Source organism: Inhella sp., from assembly GCF_041912635.1.
In the GTDB taxonomy this organism is placed as follows: Bacteria; Pseudomonadota; Gammaproteobacteria; order Burkholderiales; family Burkholderiaceae_C; genus Inhella.
On the sequence record NZ_JAYRMO010000017.1, the window covers coordinates 40,012 to 58,213 of the forward strand.

At 71.0% G+C, this 18,202-nt stretch carries 18 protein-coding genes; 8 read left to right on the forward strand and 10 right to left on the reverse strand.

Annotated features, from left to right (window positions below):
- The first annotated feature begins 25 nt into the window (after nt 1–25).
- Nucleotides 26–1,417, forward strand: a complete 1,392-nt coding sequence (locus tag ACE3QP_RS11625; RefSeq protein WP_374436218.1) for a PLP-dependent aminotransferase family protein — start codon at nt 26–28, stop codon at nt 1,415–1,417.
- 92 nt (nt 1,418–1,509) lie between these two features.
- Nucleotides 1,510–2,139: a response regulator gene (locus ACE3QP_RS11630; RefSeq protein WP_374436219.1), complete on the forward strand. Its 630-nt coding sequence runs from the start codon at nt 1,510–1,512 to the stop codon at nt 2,137–2,139.
- Here ACE3QP_RS11630 and ACE3QP_RS11635 read toward each other — a convergent pair.
- The 3 genes from ACE3QP_RS11635 to ACE3QP_RS11645 are packed head-to-tail and all read right to left on the reverse strand — an operon-like array spanning nt 2,129 to nt 6,091.
- Nucleotides 2,129–4,000 (reverse strand): ATP-binding cassette domain-containing protein, encoded by a 1,872-nt coding sequence (locus ACE3QP_RS11635; protein WP_374436220.1) that lies wholly within the window; start codon nt 3,998–4,000, stop codon nt 2,129–2,131. The two genes, ACE3QP_RS11630 and ACE3QP_RS11635, sit on opposite strands and share 11 nt — an antisense overlap.
- A 24-nt stretch (nt 4,001–4,024) precedes the next feature.
- Nucleotides 4,025–5,458, reverse strand: coding sequence for a TIGR01777 family oxidoreductase (locus ACE3QP_RS11640; RefSeq protein ID WP_374436221.1), 1,434 nt, complete (start codon nt 5,456–5,458; stop codon nt 4,025–4,027).
- Nucleotides 5,459–6,091, reverse strand: a complete 633-nt coding sequence (locus tag ACE3QP_RS11645) for a DUF4166 domain-containing protein (protein ID WP_374436223.1) — start codon at nt 6,089–6,091, stop codon at nt 5,459–5,461.
- A gap of 132 nt (nt 6,092–6,223) precedes the next feature.
- Here ACE3QP_RS11645 and ACE3QP_RS11650 point away from each other — a divergent pair, with 132 nt between their 5' ends.
- Both ACE3QP_RS11650 and ACE3QP_RS11655 read left to right on the forward strand, forming a co-directional pair.
- Nucleotides 6,224–7,999, forward strand: a complete 1,776-nt coding sequence (locus ACE3QP_RS11650; RefSeq protein ID WP_374436224.1) for a sensor histidine kinase — start codon at nt 6,224–6,226, stop codon at nt 7,997–7,999.
- Nucleotides 7,996–9,375 carry a sigma-54-dependent transcriptional regulator gene (locus ACE3QP_RS11655; protein WP_374436225.1) on the forward strand — a complete coding sequence of 460 codons (1,380 nt, stop codon included), beginning with the start codon at nt 7,996–7,998 and terminating at the stop codon, nt 9,373–9,375. The genes ACE3QP_RS11650 and ACE3QP_RS11655 overlap by 4 nt, the downstream gene beginning before the upstream one ends.
- A gap of 15 nt (nt 9,376–9,390) precedes the next feature.
- Here the strand turns inward: ACE3QP_RS11655 and ptsP are convergent, their stop codons facing one another.
- From ptsP to ACE3QP_RS11675, 4 genes are read right to left on the reverse strand one after another with little or no spacing between them, the layout of a single operon-like run.
- Nucleotides 9,391–11,139, reverse strand: coding sequence for a phosphoenolpyruvate--protein phosphotransferase (ptsP, locus tag ACE3QP_RS11660; protein ID WP_374436227.1), 1,749 nt, complete (start codon nt 11,137–11,139; stop codon nt 9,391–9,393).
- Nucleotides 11,140–11,150: 11 nt separating this feature from the next.
- A complete protein-coding gene (locus ACE3QP_RS11665; RefSeq protein WP_374436228.1) occupies nt 11,151–11,420 on the reverse strand; it encodes an HPr family phosphocarrier protein in 270 nt (89 codons plus the stop codon).
- A 24-nt stretch (nt 11,421–11,444) separates the two neighbouring features.
- Nucleotides 11,445–11,831, reverse strand: a complete 387-nt coding sequence (locus ACE3QP_RS11670; RefSeq protein WP_374436230.1) for a PTS sugar transporter subunit IIA — start codon at nt 11,829–11,831, stop codon at nt 11,445–11,447.
- Nucleotides 11,832–11,839: 8 nt separating this feature from the next.
- On the reverse strand, nt 11,840–12,328 hold the full coding sequence (locus tag ACE3QP_RS11675) for a hypothetical protein (RefSeq protein WP_374436231.1): 489 nt from the start codon (nt 12,326–12,328) through the stop codon (nt 11,840–11,842).
- 38 nt (nt 12,329–12,366) lie between these two features.
- On the opposite strand from ACE3QP_RS11675, the gene ACE3QP_RS11680 reads away from it, so the two are divergent.
- The 3 genes from ACE3QP_RS11680 (at nt 12,367) to ACE3QP_RS11690 (ending at nt 15,376) form a co-directional block, all read left to right on the forward strand.
- Nucleotides 12,367–13,602: a CaiB/BaiF CoA transferase family protein gene (locus ACE3QP_RS11680; protein ID WP_374436232.1), complete on the forward strand. Its 1,236-nt coding sequence runs from the start codon at nt 12,367–12,369 to the stop codon at nt 13,600–13,602.
- A gap of 93 nt (nt 13,603–13,695) precedes the next feature.
- Complete coding sequence (locus ACE3QP_RS11685; RefSeq protein ID WP_374436234.1) at nt 13,696–14,826, forward strand: hypothetical protein; 1,131 nt, start codon at nt 13,696–13,698, stop codon at nt 14,824–14,826.
- Nucleotides 14,827–14,869: 43 nt separating this feature from the next.
- Nucleotides 14,870–15,376, forward strand: coding sequence for a TlpA family protein disulfide reductase (locus ACE3QP_RS11690; protein WP_374436236.1), 507 nt, complete (start codon nt 14,870–14,872; stop codon nt 15,374–15,376).
- Nucleotides 15,377–15,501: 125 nt separating this feature from the next.
- Here ACE3QP_RS11690 and lipA read toward each other — a convergent pair whose 3' ends face one another.
- Together lipA and lipB are read right to left on the reverse strand one after the other, a co-directional pair.
- Complete coding sequence (gene lipA / locus ACE3QP_RS11695) at nt 15,502–16,464, reverse strand: lipoyl synthase (protein WP_374436237.1); 963 nt, start codon at nt 16,462–16,464, stop codon at nt 15,502–15,504.
- A 257-nt stretch (nt 16,465–16,721) separates the two neighbouring features.
- Nucleotides 16,722–17,393 (reverse strand): lipoyl(octanoyl) transferase LipB, encoded by a 672-nt coding sequence (gene lipB, locus ACE3QP_RS11700; protein ID WP_374436238.1) that lies wholly within the window; start codon nt 17,391–17,393, stop codon nt 16,722–16,724.
- A 23-nt stretch (nt 17,394–17,416) separates the two neighbouring features.
- On the opposite strand from lipB, the gene ACE3QP_RS11705 reads away from it, so the two are divergent.
- Nucleotides 17,417–17,944: a tetratricopeptide repeat protein gene (locus ACE3QP_RS11705; RefSeq protein ID WP_374436239.1), complete on the forward strand. Its 528-nt coding sequence runs from the start codon at nt 17,417–17,419 to the stop codon at nt 17,942–17,944.
- Here the strand turns inward: ACE3QP_RS11705 and ACE3QP_RS11710 are convergent.
- On the reverse strand, nt 17,928–18,194 hold the full coding sequence (locus tag ACE3QP_RS11710; protein WP_198111170.1) for a DUF493 family protein: 267 nt from the start codon (nt 18,192–18,194) through the stop codon (nt 17,928–17,930). The genes ACE3QP_RS11705 and ACE3QP_RS11710 overlap by 17 nt on opposite strands.
- Nucleotides 18,195–18,202 lie beyond the last annotated feature (8 nt).

Genomic DNA, 18,202 nt, shown 5'->3' on the forward strand with positions numbered 1-18,202 from the left:
CACACAGCCAATCTGTATCGGGATCATGACCAACACAGTGGGCCTCGCCGAAGGCCTGGCGGCGGATCTGGCGCAGCGCATCGACCAACGCCTGCTGCTGCCCGGCGCCCGCCTGCCCTCAGTGCGCGAGGCCGCGCGCCTGCACGGGCTCAGCCCCTACACCGTGGTGTCCGCCTATGACCGCCTGCAAGCCCAGGGCCTGGTGGAGGCGCGCCGCCAGCGTGGTTTCTACGTGCGCGAGGCCAAGCCCGCGCCCCGGCCGGCGGCGACCGGCACGGCCCGAGCCGCCAGCGGCCCGGCGCCGTTCGACGCGATGACCCTGATCCGCCACCTGCTGCGCTCCGAGCACCAGGATTCGCCCGCCCACGGCACGCTGCCAGTGAGCTGGCTGGACGCCGCGCCACTGCGCCAGGCCCTGCGCGCCGCACTGGCGCCGGGCCAGGAGGGACTGCTGCTGCGCTATGCCGACCCGGCGGGCGACCCCGAACTGCGTGGCGTGCTGGCGCAGCGCCTGGCCGAGATCGGCATCACCAGCGACGCCGAGCAAATCCTCACCACGGTGGGCGCGACGCAGGCGCTCGACCTGATCGCCCACGAGCTGACCCAGCCGGGCGACGCCGTGCTGGTGGACGAACCCGGCTGGCCGATCGAGTACGCCCGCCTGGTGCAGGCCGGCCTGCGCCTGCTGCCGGTGCGGCGCGGCGCTCAGGGGCCGGATCTGGAGCAGATGGCGCAGCTGATCCGCGAGCACCGGCCGCGGCTCTACGTCACCGTCTCGGTACTGCACAACCCCACCGGGCACTGCCTGAACCTGGCACAGGCCTACGAGTTGCTGCGCCTGTGCGAAGGGGGCGAGGTGCTGATCGTCGAGGACGATACCTACGCCGCCTTCGCGCCCGCGCACAGCCCACGCCTGGCCGCGCTGGATGGCCTGCGCCGCACCCTGTACGTGAGCGGCTTTGCCAAGGTGCTGGGCGCGGGCCTGCGCGTGGGCTACGTGACCGGCCGGCCGGATCTGATCGCCCGCCTGGGCGAACGCAAGCTGGTGCATGAGCTTTGCACCAGCGCCCTGCTGGAGCGCGCGCTGGCCGGCGTGCTGGCACGCGGCGCGCTGCGTCGCCAGGTGGAGCGCGTGCAGCTGCGCCTGGAGGCCGCCCGCGCCCGCTGCGCCCGCCTGGCCGGCCAGCATGGCTTTGCCTTTGCCGCACCACCGCAGGGCCTGTTCGGCTGGCTGGACACCGGCGTGGACAGCGAGCGCCTGACCCAGCGCATGCTGCTGGAAGGCTTCGCCTGCGCGCCCGAGCTGCTGTTCAGCCCCAGCCGGCGCAGCGGCCCGCACATCCGCGTGAACTTCGCCTGTTCGCAGGACGCCAAGTTCTGGGCCGCGCTGGCGCGCACGCGTGCGGCGCTGGCATGAAGGATTTCCTGCCAGCGCACTGGGACTTGGCCCAACGCAAGGCGGAGCCCGGTCGCGCCTCCGAATAATGGAACTCAATCGGAGTTCCCACCATGGCCGCCCCCGCCCTGCGCTTCCTCGTCGTCGATCCGCTCCAAGGCGTGCGCCAGTTTGCGCAGCGCCTGCTCAGTGGCCTGGGCTTTGCGCCTGAGCAGCTGCGCTTTGCTGCCACGCCAGCCGAGGCCCTGCAGGAGGCCGAAGGCTGGGCGCCCGACTTCCTGTTCACCGACGCCTTTGCAAAACAGACCCCGGACGGGTTGGAGCTGTACGCCCAGCTGCGCGCCCGCCACCCGCACTGCCGCCTGGGCCTGACGGGCTTTGAGTTGAGCCCCGAACTGAAGGCCCGCGCCCAGGCCCTGAATGCCCAGTTCGTGCTGGCCAAGCCCTTCAGCCCCGAGCAGCTGCGCGACACCTTGCAGGCCAGCCTGGACTGGATGGCCCGCGAGCGCCCCGAGCTGGCGGCCCGCCTGGCCCAGCAAAGTCAGGGCCGGCTGGATGCGCGCGCTGGCCGCCGCATCGAACTGCCCGCCATGCCCCTGCCCAAGCCCTTCAAGCCCGGCGAGCAGGTTCAGCACGGCGGGCAGCGGCGCAAGGTCAGCGCGGTGGTGATCCGCCACGGCGAGCAGCTGCTGCAGCTGGATGGCGTGGCCGGCTTTGTGCCGGCGGACAAAGTCAGTCGCTGAGCGCGGTCCAGCGCTCCAGCAGCGCCATCAGCTCCTCGTCGATGGCTGCAGCCCGCGCCGTCACCTGGCTGATGCGCTCGGCCCCCTGGGTGTAGAGCTCGCTGCCGTTCATCAGGGCGTTCAGCTCGGCCTGTTCCTTTTCCAGAGCCTCGATCTGCGCCGGCAGCGCCTCCAGCTCGCGCTGTTCCTTGTAGCTGAGCTTGCGCTTCAGCGCCGGGCCATCGCTGCGCGGCGCCGGGGCGGTTTTGGCAGCTTCCGCCTTGGGGGCGGCCGCGGCCTGGGCCGCGGCGCGGGCACGCTGGCTCTGCGCCAGCCAGTCCTCCACCCCACCCTCGTACTCGCGCCACACGCCCTGCCCTTCGGCCACCAGGGTGCTGGTGACAACGCGGTCGAGGAAACGGCGGTCGTGACTGACCAGGAAGACCGTGCCGGCGTACTCGATCAGCAGCTCCTCCAGCAGGTCGAGCGTCTCGACGTCCAGGTCGTTGGTCGGCTCGTCCAGCACCAGCACATTGGCGGGCCGAGCGAACAGGCGCGCCAGCAGCAGGCGGTTGCGCTCGCCGCCCGAGAGCGTGCGCACCGGGCTGTTGGCGCGCTGCGGCGCGAACAGGAAGTTCTGCAGATAGGTCATCACATGCTGGCGCTGCTCACCGATCTCGATCCATTCCGAGCCGGGGCTGATGGTGTCGGCCAGCGTGGCGTCCAGGTTCAGGCCGGCGCGCATCTGGTCGAAATGCGCCACCTGGATCTTGGTGCCGGTGCGTACGCTGCCGCTGTCGGGCTGCAGCTCGCCCAGGATCAGCTTCAGCAAGGTGGTCTTGCCGGCGCCGTTCGGGCCCACCAGGCCGACCTTGTCGCCGCGCATGAACACGGCCGAGAGGTTCTTGACCACCGGCGGCGCACCGGCAAAGCCCTTGGTCACATCCACCAGCTCGGCCACCAGCTTGCCGCTGCTCTCGCCCGCATCCACCTTGAGCTGGGCCTTGCCCTGCACATTGCGGCGCTGCGCATGCTCCTCGCGCAGCTTCACCAGGCGCGCCACCCGCGCCACCGAGCGGGTGCGGCGCGCCTCCACACCCTTGCGGATCCACACCTCTTCCTGGGCCAGCAGCTTGTCGAAGCGGGCATTGGCCAAGGCCTCGGCCTCCAGCTCGCGCTGCTTGGCGGCTTCGAAGGCCGCGAAGTTGCCGGGGTAGCCGCGCAGCTGGCCGCGGTCCAGCTCGACGATGCGGGTGCACACCGCATCCAAAAAGGCGCGGTCGTGCGTGATGACGAGCAGGCTGCCGGGGAACTCGCGCAGCAGGCCTTCGAGCCAGAGGATGGCGTCCAGGTCCAGATGGTTGGTGGGTTCGTCCAGCAGCAGCACATCGGGCTGCGCCACCAGGGCGCGCGCCAGGGCCACGCGCTTCTTCAAGCCGCCGCTCAGTTCCTCGACGCGACGCGCGCCATCCAGGCCCAGGCGCTGCAGGCTCTCGGTAACGCGCTGCTCCCAGGTCCAGCCGCCCAGGGCTTCGATGCGAGTCTGCAGCGCGTCCAGGTCCTCGCCCTCGTGGGCTTCAAAGCGGGCGCGCAGGTCACGCGCCTCGGCCACACCCTCGCTCACGGCCTCAAACACCGTGGCGCCGGGCGCGAACTCAGGCTCCTGCGGCACATAGACCACTCGGGTTTCGAGCGAGCGCTGCAAGAGCCCGTCGTCGAGCTTTTCCAGCCCGGCCAGGATCTTCAGCAGCGAGCTCTTGCCGCTGCCGTTGCGGCCGATCAGACCGACGCGCTCGCCGGTTTCGAGGGAAAACTCCGCCGCGTCCAGCAGCGGCCAATGCCCGAAGGCGAGATGGGCATTCGTAAGAGACAACAGGGCCATGGGGCGGGATTGTCCCCGCTGGCCTCAGCGCGCCAGATCGGCCAGGGCCGAGTCCAGGCTGGCATGGCGGAAGCGGTAGCCCGCCGCCAGGGCCTTGAATGGCGGGGCGCATTGGCCATCCAGCAGCAGGGTGCTCATTTCCCCGGCCAGGCGGCGCAGCGGGGCACCGGGCAGGCGCAGGCGCACCCGGCGCCCGAAGGAAGCGGCCAAGGCCCGGGTGAAGCCGGCTTGATCCACCGCCTGCGGCGCGCAGGCGTTGACGGCACCTTCCAGCCGACTTTCGGCCAGCGCGAAGCGGATCAGGCCGACGGCGTCGTCGAGATGGATCCAGGGCGCGGGTTGGCCGCCGGAACCCAGCACCGCCGCCAGGCCCAGGCGGGCGGCCAGGGCTTGCGGCGGGTAGGCGCCGTCGCCTCGGCCCAGCACCACGCCGAAGCGCAGGCGCACGACGCGCACGCCCAGGGCTTCGGCGCGCCGTGCCTCGTGCTCCACCGCGGCGCACAGCTCGGCCTGGAACTCGCCCGTTGCAGGCGCTGTGTCTTCCTGCTGCGGAGTGCAGTCATTGCGAGCACCGTAGAAGCCCACCGCCGAGGCGGCCACCAGCACCCGAGGCGCCTGCTGCAGGCGCCGCATCAGCATCAGCAGGTCCGCCGCCACGCGGGCCCGGCTCCACAGCAGCTCGCGGCGGCGCGCCGCCGTCCAGGGCAGGCCCAGCACGCGCGCGCCGGCCAGTTTGACGACCGCTTCGATGCGGGTCTCCGCGGGAATGTCCTCCAGGCGCTCGACCACCCAGACGCCGCGGTCAAACAGGGCGCGGGCCTGGCGGCCGTCGCGGCTCAGCGCAATCACGCGCCGGCCCTCGCGGCGCAGCTGCGCCACCAGCGCCTGGCCGACGAAGCCGGTGGCACCCGCCACCAGCACGGCCGGCGCCGATGGATCGGGCTTGGGCAGCTCGGGCCCGCTGGCAGCCCCCAGGCGGCGCACCGCCAGCGCGTTGCGCAGGCTCCAGGCCCCCACGCCCAGGCCGTAGAGCGTGAACAGGGCCGAGACCCAGCCATGCGAATGGATGACCAGGGTGCTGGGCTGCTGCCCCCAGGCCCAGGCAATCGGCGCGAACAGGCCGATGAAGAGCCCGTAGCTCACCGTCAGCACCGTGTGCAGCCAGCGCTCGAAGGGTGGCAGGCGGCGCGTGCGGTCTTCCTCCAGAAAGTCCGCCAGCGTGATGCAGAGCTCGGCGCCCAGCACGCCGGCCAGCAGGGCCGCGAACAGTCCATGCCATTCAAACCAAGCCAGGCCGATGAAGAGCAGGGCATACAACGCCTCGCGCGCCGCATGCAGACGCAGCTCGCGCCGTGCCGAGACGCGCTGCGGCAGCTTGGCCTCCCACTCGTGGTGCCAGAGGTTGTCGAAGGCGCCCAGCAGGGCCTGAAAGCTGAGCAATGCGAAGACGGTGTTCATTCAAGCCTCCTCGGGGTCGGCGAACACGCCGGTTTGGTGAAAGGTCTCGCCCCAGAGCGGGTGCGTCATGGCAAGGCTGAAGCGAAAGCGGCCGCCGCCCAGGTCCTGGTGGCTGACGCGGCAGACGCCCGGGCTGGCCCAGTTCGGCAAGGGCAGGCGCAAGCCGCGCCAGGCCAGGAAGTAGCGGCGGCTCTGGAACACCAGGGCGCCGTCCTGTTCGAACAGGTCCAGCGCCATGCCCAGGCCGCCCACGGTGCGCTCCACCAGGCCGCCGTGCGGGCCCAGTTCCTTGGTCGAACAGACGCAGGTGGCGTCTGGGCCGCTGCCGATCCAGCGCTCCCACACCACCCCACCCTGCCCGTCCGGCGCCACGCGCACGGTGGCAGGCAAGTGGCTGGCCCGCAGTGTGGTCAGCGGCCCCTTGAAGCAGCGGCTGGCCCAAGCAAACAAGCGGCCGATGCGGGAGCAGCGCAGGCTCAGCTCACCGCGGTAAAGGGCCTCGGCGTGGCCCGCGGCAAAGCGGCGCCGCACGGCGGCGGGCAGCCGGGCCCAGGCGGCTGGGCCGAGCAGGGCGGCCAAGTCCAGCGGGGCCGGGGACGCAGAGAGCGGGGCGGGCAGGGCATGGGGCGTCATGCCCTGCTATTGCGGGAACCATGCCAACGCGGCGCGACGTCGTAAATCATTGATTTCATTGAACTTTTCGATGCAACCTGCATACCTCGGATACAGTCCTGCACCGCTTATCTGCTTACTTGGTTAACACCCATGCCCATCCGTATCGCACTCGGCCTGGCGATCTTTGAATCCCTGGTGCTGGCCGGCGTGCTGTGGGCCTGGGCCGGGCGGGTGGCCGGGGGGCGGCTGCTGGCGGCCTTTCTGTGCGGCATCGCGCTCTGGATGGCCGGCAATGAGTTGCCGAACTGGTTCGGCCCCGAGGTCGGGCCGGTGGCCTTCAAGCTGATGTCCCTGGCGCCCGCCATCTCGGCGCTGTTCTTTCACTTCTGTGCGGTGTTCTGCCGTCTGGCCCTTCCCCCCGCGGCCGTGGCCCTGGCCTATGCGCTGGGCGTGGGCGGCAGCCTGCTGGCCTGGCTGAGCGAGCCAGCCGCGCTGGTCTGGCGCGAACACGTGGGCTGGCTGGCGGTGGTGAAGACGCCCGGGCTGATCGCCAGCGCCGCCTGGGTGCTGCTCGGCAGCGCCGGCCTGGTCGTGCTGCTGCAAGGACTGCTGCGTGCCCAGGCGCCGGTGCGTCAGCAGATCCTGGCCGTGGCCGCCTCCAGCCTGTGGAGCCTGTTCTGCCTGGCCGGCTATGGCATCGCCCTGGCCGATCTGCCGCTCTACCCCTGGCCCCTGCTGGGCCTGCCGCTGTACCCGCTGATCCTGGTCTACGGCGTGCTGCGCTACGGCGTGTTCGCCGCCAACACCTGGGCCGGCCGGGCGCTGGTGTGGACCCTGCTGCTGGGCATCGGCCTGGGCGTGGTGGCCCTGATGCCCTTGCTGCTGCCCTTCGATTCGCGCTGGCTCAATGGCCTGGCCGTGGCCGCCGCCTGCCTGGCGCTGGTGGGGCCGGTGCGCGGCTTCGTGCAGCGGCTGATCTACCCCGGCGGCACGGTCAGTGCCGAGGACCTGGCGGGCTGGCGGCGCGAACTGGCCGGGGCCGAAAGCCTGGAGGCCCTGGCCGCGCGCGCCGCTGCCCTGCTGAGCCAGCGCCTGGCCATGCCCGTGGCCTTGCGCCTGGACCCCAGCCAGCCCGAGCCCACCGGTCAACCCTGGCTGGACGGGCAGCGCAGCGCGCAGGGCTGGCAACTGACGCTGAAGGGCTGGGAGGCCGCCCCGCCGGGCCCGCGCCACCTGGCCGAAATCTTCGGCAGCCTGGTGGCCGAGGCGGCGGCCCAGGTGGAGCGAGCCCAGCAGCTGGCCGCGCGCGAGCGCGAGCAGCAGCTGCAGGCCCGGCTGGCCGAGCTGGGCGCCCTGGCCGCCACGGTGGCACACGACATCCGCAACCCGCTCAACATCATTTCGATGGCCGTGGCCCTGGCGCCGGCGGAGACGCGCCAGGAGGTGGGCACCCAGGTCGAGCGCATCGCCCATCTGACGCGCGACCTGCTGGACTACGCCAAACCCTGGAAGCTGCAGCGCGAACGCAGCGAGCCGGCGACCCTGCTGCAGGCGCTGGCGCCGCGCTGGCCCAAGCTGGTGCTCGGGCCCGGCCTGGCGGCGGCGCCGACGCTGGACTGGGACCCGCGCCGCGTGGAGCAGGCGCTGACCAATCTGCTGGACAACGCCCACGCGCTGGCCGAGCGGGTCGAGATCGATGCCGAATGGGACGAGCAGAACCTGCGCCTGCGCATCTGCGACGACGGCCCCGGCGTGCCGGCCGACCTGGGCGAGCGGGTGTTCGAACCCTTTGCCTCGCGCAGCCCCGGCGGCACCGGCCTGGGCCTGGCCATCGTGGCGCGCATCCTGGCCGCGCATGGCGGCAGCGCCCGCCTGGGCCAGCAGCCCGGCTGGCGCACCTGTTTCGAACTGAGCTTTCCACGATGAACCCGACTGCCCCTGAAGGCACCGGCAAGCTGCTGCTGGTGGACGACGAACCCGCCTTCCAGCGCCTGGGTGGCGCCTTCCTGCGCAGCCTCGGCCACCAGGTGCTGCTGGCGGGCGATGGCGCGCAGGCGCAGGCCCAATTCGCCGAGCACGCACCCGAGCTGGTGCTGCTGGACCTGGCCATGCCGCCCAGCATGGACCCGGAGCGCGGGCTGGAGCTGATTCCCCCATTCGCTGCGCGCGTGCCGGTGGTGGTGCTGACCGGCCATGGCGAGCACGAACTGGCCCTGCGCGCCGCCGAGCTGGGTGCCTGGGACTTCATCAGCAAGCCCATCGACCCCGAGCTGCTGCGCTTCGTGGTGGCACGCGCGCTGCGCAAGGCACGGCTGGAAGCCGAGCTGGCCCGGCTGCGCGCCGCCCAGGCGGCGGCCGATGCCGACGATGACCTGGGGCTGATCGGCAACTCCGCCCCCATGCAGGGCTTGCGCGCCATGCTGCGGCGCGTCGGCCCCACCCAGGTCAGCGTGCTGGTGCTGGGCCCCACCGGCACCGGCAAGGAGCTGGTGGCGCGCGCCTTGCACGGCCTGAGCCCGCGCGCCGCCGGTCCCTTCATGGCCGTGCATTGCGGCGCGCTGAGTGCCGAGCTGCTGGAAAGCGAGCTGTTCGGCCACCTGAAGGGCAGCTTCACCGGCGCCTACCGCGACCAGCCCGGTCTGGTGGCCGCGGCCGATGGCGGCACCCTGTTCCTGGACGAAGTGGGCGAGATGCCGCCCGCCATGCAGGTCAAGCTGCTGCGCTTCCTGCAGGAAGGCACGTTCGTGCCGGTGGGTGGACGCCAGGCCCAGCAGGCCCAGGTGCGGGTGCTGGCCGCCACGCACCGCGACCTGGAGGCCATGGTCAAGCAAGGCAGCTTCCGCGAGGACCTGTTCTACCGCCTCAAGGGCGTGGTGTTGCGCACCCCGCCCTTGAGCGAGCGCCGCGCCGATGTGCCCCTGCTGGCGGCGCGCCTGCTGCAGCGGGTGGCGCCGGGCGCCGGGCTGTCGGCCGCCGCCCTGGCCTGGCTGAGTGGGCGCGAGTGGCCCGGCAATGTGCGCGAACTCAAGGCCGTGGTCGAGTCCGCCGGTGCGCTTCTGATGCCGGGTCAGCGCGAGGTCGATGCCGAACTGCTGCGTCTGGCCGCCGGCGAGGCCCCGGCCGAAGAGCCCGCCGCGCCCTTGACCGGCGGCCTGCTGGACAACGCCATGGACGAACTGGAGCGCCGCATGCTGCGCGAGGCCCTGCTGGCCAGCGGCGGCAACCAGAGCGAGGCCGCGCGCCAGCTCGGCATCTCGCGCGTCGGGCTGATCAAGAAGCTCGCGCGGCTGGGGCTGCGCTGAGCCGAATCCGGCCGCTTAGGCCCAGCCCAGGCGCTTGGCCGCGCGCTCCGGGTCTTCGTCGCTCAGCAGCTGCGGCAGCTGGGCCGCCAGCTTGCTGGCATCGGCGCGCAAGATGCGCTGCTTGACGAAGGCGATCTGCGAGGGGTGCATGGAGAAGCTGCGCAGGCCCATCGCGAGCAGGGCGTCGGTGAAGGCGACGTCACCGGCCATCTCGCCGCACACGCTCACCCCCTTGCCGCGCGCTCGGCAGGCGCCGATGACCGTGGCGAGCAGCTGCATCACCGCCGGGTGCCAGGGGTCGTAGAGGTGGGCGACGGACTCATCGGCACGGTCGATGGCCAGCGTGTACTGGATCAGGTCGTTGGTGCCGATGGAGACGAAGTCCACCAGCGGTAGCAGCGCGTCAAGGATCAGGGCCGCGGCCGGTATCTCGATCATCACGCCCAGCTCCACCTGGCCGGTGGGCTGCTGGTTGTCGAGCAGTTGCTGGCGCACGCGGGTGATGCAGTCGCGCACCTGGCGCAGCTCCTTGATGTGCGCCACCATGGGCAGCAGCAGGCGCACCGGGCCATGGGCGCTGGCACGGTAGATGGCGCGCAGCTGCTGGCGGAACATCGCCGGCTCGGACAGGCTCCAGCGGATGGCGCGCAGGCCCAGGGCCGGGTTCAGCACATGGTCGTAGCGGCCGTCGCCGGCCGGCGCGCGGTCGAGCGGCTTGTCGGCGCCGATGTCCACCGTGCGGATGGTGACGGGCCGGCCCTGCATGGCCTCGACGGCCTGGCGGTAGGCCTCGTACTGCTCTTCCTCGCTGGGCAGCTGGCCGCCGCGGCCCATGAAAAGGAACTCGGAGCGGAACAGGCCCACGCCCTCGGCGCCGGCGGCCAGCGCGGCCTTGGCGTCGCCGGGCAGCTCGATGTTGGCGTGCATCTGCACCGCCTCGCCATCCAGCGTGACGGCCGGTGTGTGGCGCAGGCGCGCCAGGCGGGCGCGCTCCAGCTCGCTCTGGCGCTGGCGGAAGCGGTATTCCTCCAGCACGATGGGCGATGGGTTGACGATGACGGCACCGGCATCGCCGTCGATCACCACCCAGTCGTCCTGGCGGATCAGGCGCGAGGCTTCGCGCGTGCCCACCACGGCCGGGATGTCCATGCTGCGCGCCACGATGGCCGTGTGCGAGGTCTTGCCGCCGATGTCGGTGATGAAACCCTTGAACACGCCGTCGCGAAAGCCCAGCAGGTCGGCCGGCGAGATGTCGGCCGCCACCAGCAGCAGCGGGTCCTCGCCGGCGAAGTCGCGCGGCGCCAGGCCCAGCGTGGGGTCGGCCTGGCGGGTCAGCACCGAGAGCATGCGCTCCACCACCTGTTCGAGGTCGGCCTTGCGCTCGCGCAGGTATTCGTCCTCCATCTCGTCGAACTGGCGCGCCAGCACTTCCAGCTGAGCAGAGAGCGCCCATTCGGCGTTGTAGTGGCGCTCACGCACCCAATCGACGGCCGCGTCCACCAGCGCTTCGTCGCGCACCAGCATCAGGTGCACGTCCAGCAGTGCGGCCAGCTCGGCCGGGGCGTCGGGGGGCAGCTGATCGCGCAGCAGGGTGAGCTCCTCGGCCACCTGATCGCGCGCGGCATGGCAGCGCGCCACTTCAACGGGTACCTGCGCTTCATCGACGAAGTAGTGCGCGACATCCAGGCGGCTGGAGGCCACCAGCACGGCGCGCCCGATGGCCACCCCGCGCGAAACCGCCGTGCCGAAGACCTGGAAGCTCATCGCCGCTGTCCTTACTCGCCTTCGCCGAAACGGTCCGCCACCAGGGCGGCAATGGCCTCATGGGCCTGGGCTTCGTCCTCGCCCTCGGTTTCCAGTTCCACCTCACTGCCCATGCCCGCCGCCAGCATCATCACGCCCATGATGCTCTTGGCATTCACGCGCCGGCCGTTGCGGCTCAGGAAGACTTCGCAGCGGTAACTGCCGGCCAGTTTGGTGAGCTTGGCGGAGGCACGCGCGTGCAGGCCCAGCTTGTTGATGATCTTCAGGGTCGACTTCTGCATGCCCCCGAGATTAGCCGCTGCGAATCAGGCGCCGCCCGGGGCTTGCCCGACACCGCGCAAACCGCCCTCGACGGCGCGCTGTGCCAACTCTGCCAGGCCCAGGCTGCCGTAGCACAGGCTGCGCCACAGCATGGGCACGTTCACGCCGTGCACCAGCGCGGCATCGCTGCGGCCGGCCAGTGCGGCCTGGGCGGCATTGCAGGGCGTGGCGCCGGGCGTATCCACCAGCAGCAACACGGGCTGATCAGCCGGCAACAGCGCGCGAATGGCGGCTTCTGCGGCCTGCAGGTCCCATTCGGGCGGGATGTCCAGGGTCTGCAGCTGGGCGCTGCAGCCCGGGTAGGTGTGCCGGGCCACCTGCGCCAGCGCGGAGGCCAGCGGAGCGTGGGCCACGAGAAGGAGCTGGACCATGCCCGGGATTATCCGGAGTGCGGGTGCTGCAGGCCTTGCAGGAACTCGTAAGCCGCCTCGGCATCCAGGGTCTTGCCCTGCACCAAGGCCTGGTAGATGCGCATGCCGCGCACCCAGGTCAGCAGCTGCGCCTGGCCCTGAGGCCCCTGCAGGAGGTAGGCGCCGCTTTCCGGAAAGGCGAGCGCCCCGGCCGGCGCGCTGGCGGCCTCGACGCGCCCCTGCACGGCCAGGCCCAGCCGGCCGGCCAGGCGCGGCGCGCTCTGCGCCAAGGCCGGCTGCAGATGCTCGGGGCGCTCCAATCGCTCCCAGGCCACCGAAAAGCGCAGCCCCTGCTGCTCGCAATGCGCCAGGCCGGCGCCATCTCGGGTCTGAATGGCGGGCTTGCAGGGGAAGCGGGCGCGCAACTCGGCGTCGGCCAGTTCCAGCTCGCGCCAATCCCAGCGCGGGCTGCAGGCCGCCAGCCCCAGGGCCAGCGCAAGAATCGTGAAATGACGCATGCGGGCATTATTCAGGCCCCACCCTTCTTGACCGCCCCATGACCCGCCCCGCCCAAAGCCTTGCCGGCATCCGTGTCCTTGACCTCAGCCGCGTGCTCGCCGGCCCTTGGGCCACGCAGATGCTGGCCGACCTGGGCGCCGACGTGGTCAAGGTCGAGCGGCCGGGCAAGGGCGACGACACGCGCGCCTGGGGCCCGCCCTTCCTGCCCGAGGCCGATGGCTCGGACTCGGCCGAGTCCGCCTACTACCTGTGCGCCAACCGCAACAAGCGCTCCATCACCATCGACCTCGCCCACCCCGAAGGCGCCGCCCTGGTGCGCGAGCTGGCGGCCCAGGCCGATGTGCTGGTGGAGAACTTCAAGGTCGGCGACCTGGCCCGCCACGGGCTGGCCCCGGCCGAGCTGCTGCAGCAGCACCCGCGCCTGGTGATCTGCTCGATCACTGGCTTCGGCCAGACCGGCCCCTGGGCCGAGCGGCCTGGCTATGACTTCGTCGCCCAGGCCCTGGGTGGCTTGATGAGCGTGACCGGTGTGCCCGAGGGCGAGCCCGGCGCCGGCCCTCAGAAGGTGGGCGTGGCGGTCACCGATCTGTTCACCGGCCTGCATGCCAGCGTCGCCATCCTGGCCGCGCTGCGCCACCGCGACGCCACCGGCCAGGGTCAACACATCGATCTGGCCCTGCTCGACTGCCAACTGGCCATGCTGGCCAATCTGGCGAGCCAGACCCTGTGCAGCGGCCAGCCGCCGCGCCGCCAGGGCAACGCCCACCCCAGCATCGCGCCCTACCAGGCCTTTGCGGCGGCGGACGGGCACATCGTCATCGCCGTGGGCAATGACCGACAGTTCGAGCGCCTCTGCCAGGCCCTGGGCCATGCCGAATGGGCGCAGGACGCCCGCTTTGCCAGCAATGCCGAGCGGGTGCGACACCGCCCGGCGCTGGAGGCCTGCCTGGCCCCCGTGCTGGCGGAGCTACCGCGCGCCCGCTGGCTGGAGCGCCTGGAAGCGGCCGGCGTGCCCTGTGCACCCGTGAATGGCGTGGACGAGGCCCTCACCCTGCCCCAGGTGGAGGCGCGCGGCATGGTGGTTTCCCTGCCCCATGCGCTGGCGCCGCAGCTTCAGGCCGTCGGCAATCCCATCCGGTTCAGCGCCACGCCGGTGCAGTACCGCCGGCCGCCACCGCGCCTGGGCGAGCATGACGCCGCCATCCTGAGCGAATGGCTGGGGGCCGATGACGAAAAGTTGCAGTTCTGGCGCCACTCGGGTGCGCTCGGCTAACGCCCATCCAGGCCCCCCGCATCCGGGATGGACGGGGCGGGCCGTAATTCACACACTTCAGGCCTCCTGAGCCCAGCGGCGCCCCTCATCCCCATGTCCCCCCCTCCCCAGCCGCGCCCCAACGCGGCCGAAGCGGCCGCCACTGCGCCCACCGAGCTGGGTGCCGTGCTGGCGCAGCTTGGGCCGGAGGTGGTGCAGCCGCTGCAGGTGGCCCTGGAGCGCCTGCAAACCCTGCAAGCCAATGGCAACAGCGAGCTGGCCGCGGCACTGGCCAGCCTGCGCGAGCCGCTGCGGCGCGCGCGCGACGGCGCTGCCATGGCGCACCAACTTGGCCGCCTGGCCAGCGGCCGGGTACGGCCGGCGCAAGACCGCCTGGCCCTGAACGAATGCCTGGAGCAGGTCTGTGCCACGCGGCGGCGCGAAGCCGCGGTGCGTGGCCTGCAACTGCGCGTGCACCTGCATCTGGCCGAAATCCAGGGCGACCCGACGCTGGTGACCAGCCTGCTCAACAGCCTGCTGGATTGGGCGCTGTCGCACACGCGCAGCTCCATCGATCTGGACCTGCAACTCACGCCCTGGCCGGTACGGGCCCGCCTGCGCTGCCGCTTCGCGGTACGCGACCTGGACCAGCTGAGCCGCGGCCCGGCGCCGGAGGCGCACCGCGGCCTGAACTGGCTGCTGGTGGAGCACACGGCCGCGCTGCTGGGCGCCGAAGTCAAGCGCGAGGACGAGGCCGGGGTCTGCGTCGCTCAACTCGACTTCCCGGTGCCGCGCCTGCACGAGGTGCTGGAGACCTTGGATCTCGGGGCCGCCCACAGCGAGAGCGGGCACAACACGCGGCCCTTCGCGGGCTGGCAGGTGTTGCTGGTGAGCGCTCGGTCCGAACTGGTGCAGTCGGCGCGCGCCGCGCTGGAGCCGCTGGGCTGGTCGCTGGAGGTGCTGTCTTCGGTCGACGTCGCCTTCCAGCAATGCCTGGAGCGCCTGCCGCAGGCCATCGTCGTCGACGGGCGCCTGCATGGCCCCGACCTGGAGCAGTTCTGCTGCCATGTGCGCGCCGATGCGCCGCGCTTTGCCTTCATTGAGCTCCTGCCCACGGGCGGAGGGCCCTTGCCGGCCATCGCCGGCATCACGCCCTGCCGCGAGGACCAGCTGGCCAACCAGTTGCCTATCCTGCTGCGCCGTGCACTCGCCCCCGCCAGCCAGGAACTGACCTTCCGGCTCTGACCCCCAGGCCGTGGGGCCTTGGCCCAGGCGCGAGAATCGCGCCATGGCTACGAATCGTCGATACCTCCTGCTCGGCTTGGCCGGTGCGGCTGCCGCCGGTCTGGGCGCCGTGGCTTGGCACTGGCAGGCCGGCACTCCGGCTCCCCGGGTGGACTACACCCTGCTCGATGGCAAGACCTACAGCAGCGCCCAGTGGAGCGGTCGCGTCATGCTGGTGAACTTCTGGGCCACCAGCTGCGCCACTTGCGTAAAGGAGATGCCCGAGATCATCGCCACGCACCGCAAGTTCCAGGGCAAGGGCTTCGACACCTTGGCCGTGGCCATGCAGTACGACCCACCCGACTATGTGGCGCAGTTTGCCCAGACCCGCAAGCTGCCCTTCGGCGTGGCGATCGACAACACCGGCGCCATCGCCAATGCCTTCGGTCCGGTGCGCATGACGCCCACGACCTTCCTGATCGACAAGCAGGGCCGCATCGTCAAGCAAATCCTGGGCGAGCCGGACTTCCCGGCCCTGCACCAACTGATCGAAAAACTGATCGCGACTTGAGCGAATCGCATCGCTCTCGGCAGCGGCGCATTGATCAAGCGGCCACCGTGGAACCGGCTTTGCCGGGCCACTGGTGGCGCCCCCTTGAGGGGGAGGCGGCCTCTTGGGCCGCTTCGGGGGTGGGCCTAAATCGCGCCGGCCTCGGCCGCCTGGCGGTCGGCGTGGTAGCTGGAGCGCACCAGCGCGCCGACGGCGGCGTGGCTGAAGCCCATCTGCTCGGCCTCGAGCTCGAACATCTTGAAGGTGTCCGGGTGCACATAGCGGCGCACCGGCAGGTGATGGCCGCTGGGGGCCAGGTACTGGCCGATGGTCAGCATGTCCACACCATGGGCGCGCAGGTCGCGCATCACCGCGAGGATCTCCTCGTCGGTCTCGCCCAGGCCGACCATCAGGCCAGACTTGGTGGGTACGTCCGGCACCGCGGCCTTGAACTTCTTCAGCAGGTTCAGGCTGAAGGCGTAGTCGCTGCCGGGACGCGCTTCCTTGTAGAGGCGCGGCACGGTCTCGAGGTTGTGGTTCATCACATCCGGCGGGGCCGCCTTCAGGATCTCCAGCGCGCGATCGTCGCGGCCGCGGAAGTCGGGCACCAGCACCTCGATCTTGGTTGCGGGCGAGGCCGCGCGGGTCTCGCGGATGCAGTCGACGAAATGCTGGGCGCCGCCATCGATCAGATCGTCACGGTCGACGCTGGTGATGACGACGTACTTGAGCTTGAGCGCACCGATGGTCTTGGCCAGGTTGGCGGGCTCGTTCGGATCGAGTGGGTCCGGACGGCCATGGCCCACATCGCAGAAGGGGCAGCGGCGCGTGCACTTGTCGCCCATGATCATGAAGGTCGCGGTGCCATGGCCGAAGCACTCGCCGATGTTCGGGCAACTGGCCTCTTCGCAGACCGTGTGCAGCTTGTGCTCGCGCAGGATCTGCTTGATTTCGTAAAAGCGCGTATTCGGCGAGCCCGCGCGCACGCGGATCCAGTCGGGCTTCTTCAGCACCTCGGCCTGCACCACCTTGATGGGGATGCGCTTGGTCTTGGCGTCGCCCTTTTGCTTCTCGGACGGGTCGTAGCTGCTCGGGGTCTCGGTCGTCATGGCTTTAGGAGGCTGTCTGGCTTAGGGGCGGCCCCGCGCCAGGTCAATTTGCGGGGCGAGGCTAGGCGCCGGCGAGGCCGTGTGGAGAGCCACACAACGAGCCGGCAACGCCGCATTCGCCCTGCAAATTGCCCTGGCCCTGCGGGTTGGGCTTGGAAGGGGGCTGATCCGTCGTTGCCAATGCTCGCCGTGCCATTGGCACGGCTGCGCTTGGCGCCTAGGCTGAGCCCCCTTCCAAGTCCAACGCGGGGCCGCCCCTAAGCCAGACAGCCTCCTAGCTGCGCCGCCAGCCGCTCGGTGAGCACGGCGGCCACGGCCGCCCAATCGCTGGGGCCGCCGAGTGTAACGAGGTCGACCGTTCGCAATCCGGGATAACCACAGGGGTTGATGCGCGAAAAGGGTTCGAGGTCCATGGCAACGTTCAGCGCCAGGCCGTGGTAACTGCAGTGCCGGCTGATCTTGATGCCCAGCGCCGCCACCTTGCCCAGGCCCTCGAAGGGATCCAGCGCCGGGCCCTGCGGCGCAGCATGGGCGCGTGGATCGGCCAGGCGCACGTAGATGCCGGGCGCGCCGGGCACGCGCAGACCCGTCAGCCCGAAGCGCTCCAGGGTCTGGATCAGCGCGGCCTCCAGGCGAAACACGTACTCCTTGACGTAGATGCCCAGGCGGCTCAGGTCTACCAGCGGATAGGCCACGATCTGCCCGGGGCCGTGATACGTCACCTGGCCGCCGCGGTTGCTCTGCACCACCGGGATGTCACCCGGCGCCAGCAGGTGCTCGGGCTTGGCGGCCAGACCGAGCGTGAAGACGGGCGGGTGTTCGCACAGCCACAGCTCGTCAGCTGTGTCGGGCCCGCGCGCGGCGGTGAAGGCTTGCATGGCGGCGGCCGTGTCTTGCCAGTCCACCCGGCCCAGGGTCTTGAGAATCATGCTCGGGATGCTAGCGTCGGCCCATGCGTGCGCTGCTGCTGGTCCTGCTGCTCAATCTCGCCCAGGCCGATGCCCTGGATGCGGCACAGCAGGCCTTGGATGCCGGCGACCGCGCCCAAGCCCTGCGCCTGTTGCATGCCCCCGCGACGGACGGCGACCGCGCCGCGCAATGGGCGCTGGCCCAGTTGCTGGAACTGCCGGGGCCGACACGCGACCTCAAAGCCTCGTTGCACTGGTATGGCCGGCTGGCGCAAGGCGGTCATGCCGGCGCCATGGAGGCCATCGGCCTGGCCCATTACCTGGGCCGTGGGGTCGAGCAGGATTTCAAGCAGGCCGCCGCCTGGTTCCGCCAGGCCGGCGAGCGCGGCGAGCTGGGCTCGCAGTACCTGCTGGCCTCGATGTACGAGAAGGGCCTGGGCCTGCCGCGCGATCTGCGCTTGGCCCAGAGCTGGTACGGCCGCGCAGCCGCCCAGGGTGACGTGGCCGCTGCCGCCAAGTTCGAAGAACTGGAGCGCGCGCTGAACGAGCCGACGCCTACAACACCACCTTAACCATCGGATGCGTGGTGAGCGTGCGGTAGAGCTCATCCAACTGCTCGCGGCTGGTGGCCGTGATGGTGATGGTCAGCCCCAGGTAGTTGCCACCCTTGGAGGGCCGCTGCTCGATGGTTCGGACGTCAAAGCCCGGGTCGAACTGCAGCGCCACATGGCCGATGGCCTCGACGAAGCCCTCCACATGCGCGCCCATCACCTTGATGGGGAACTGCGAGGGGTACTCGATCAGCGACTCTTCCGGCTTCATGGCGTGGC